Raw genomic sequence first — 1,081 nt, 5'->3', positions numbered from 1 at the left:
CCTTATGACCTGGGCTACACACGTGCTACAATGGACAGAACAAAGGGCAGCGAAACCGCGAGGTTAAGCCAATCCCACAAATCTGTTCTCAGTTCGGATCGCAGTCTGCAACTCGACTGCGTGAAGCTGGAATCGCTAGTAATCGCGGATCAGAATGCTACGGTGAATACGTTCCCGGGCCTTGTACACACCGCCCGTCACACCATGGGAGTGGGTTGCAAAAGAAGTAGGTAGCTTAACCTTCGGGAGGGCGCTTACCACTTTGTGATTCATGACTGGGGTGAAGTCGTAACAAGGTAACCGTAGGGGAACCTGCGGTTGGATCACCTCCTTACCTCAAGATACGCATTGTGCAGTGTCCACACAGATTGTCTGATAGAAAGTAACGAGCAGAAATACCTTAATAGGCTTGTAGCTCAGGTGGTTAGAGCGCACCCCTGATAAGGGTGAGGTCGGTGGTTCAAGTCCACTCAGGCCTACCAATTCCTTCCTCCTCTTCGTTGTCGCCATGTCTCGTTTGCACAAGCAAACTTCGCATGACTCCGCCTTGATGAGAAAGTAATTGGCTGACTCATCTGACTGATGAGTAATTAAGGTATCTGTAAGTGACTGTATGGGGCTATAGCTCAGCTGGGAGAGCGCCTGCCTTGCACGCAGGAGGTCAGCGGTTCGATCCCGCTTAGCTCCACCATTACCGTACAGCCTTTAAATAATACTTCAGAGTGTATTGGAAACAGTATGCTGCGAAGTATTTTGCTCTTTAACAATCTGGAACAAGCTGAAAAATTGAAAGTTTACAGCTGAACATCACTCTCCGTAGAAGTACTGAGTGGTGATTAGTCTGTAACAGAGTCTCTCAAATAATCGCAGCGCGATGATGTCTTTAAGACACCTTCGGGTTGTGAGGTTAAGCGACTAAGCGTACACGGTGGATGCCTAGGCAGTCAGAGGCGATGAAGGGCGTGCTAATCTGCGAAAAGCGTCGGTAAGGTGATATGAACCGTTATACCCGACGATACCCGAATGGGGAAACCCAGTGTGTTTCGACACATTATCATTACATGAATACATAGTGTAATGA

The 1,081-nt window shown here is 48.5% G+C and carries 2 tRNA genes and 2 rRNA genes; all 4 read left to right on the top strand.

Annotated elements, in window-relative coordinates:
* A 16S ribosomal RNA gene (locus KWG64_RS25580) occupies positions 1-334 on the top strand; the annotation flags it as partial.
* A gap of 71 nt (positions 335-405) precedes the next feature.
* Positions 406-482: transfer RNA gene (locus KWG64_RS25575), tRNA-Ile, on the top strand.
* 133 nt (positions 483-615) lie between these two features.
* Positions 616-691 (top strand) — tRNA-Ala (locus KWG64_RS25570).
* 214 nt (positions 692-905) lie between these two features.
* Positions 906-1,081: ribosomal RNA gene (locus KWG64_RS25565) — 23S ribosomal RNA — on the top strand; the annotation flags it as partial.

Origin of the sequence: Rahnella sp. PD12R, assembly GCF_019200965.1 — a bacterium.
Lineage (GTDB): Bacteria > Pseudomonadota > Gammaproteobacteria > Enterobacterales > Enterobacteriaceae > Rahnella > Rahnella laticis.
Note: the sequence above shows the minus strand (reverse complement) of the source record. Positions and strands in the feature narration are given on the sequence as shown.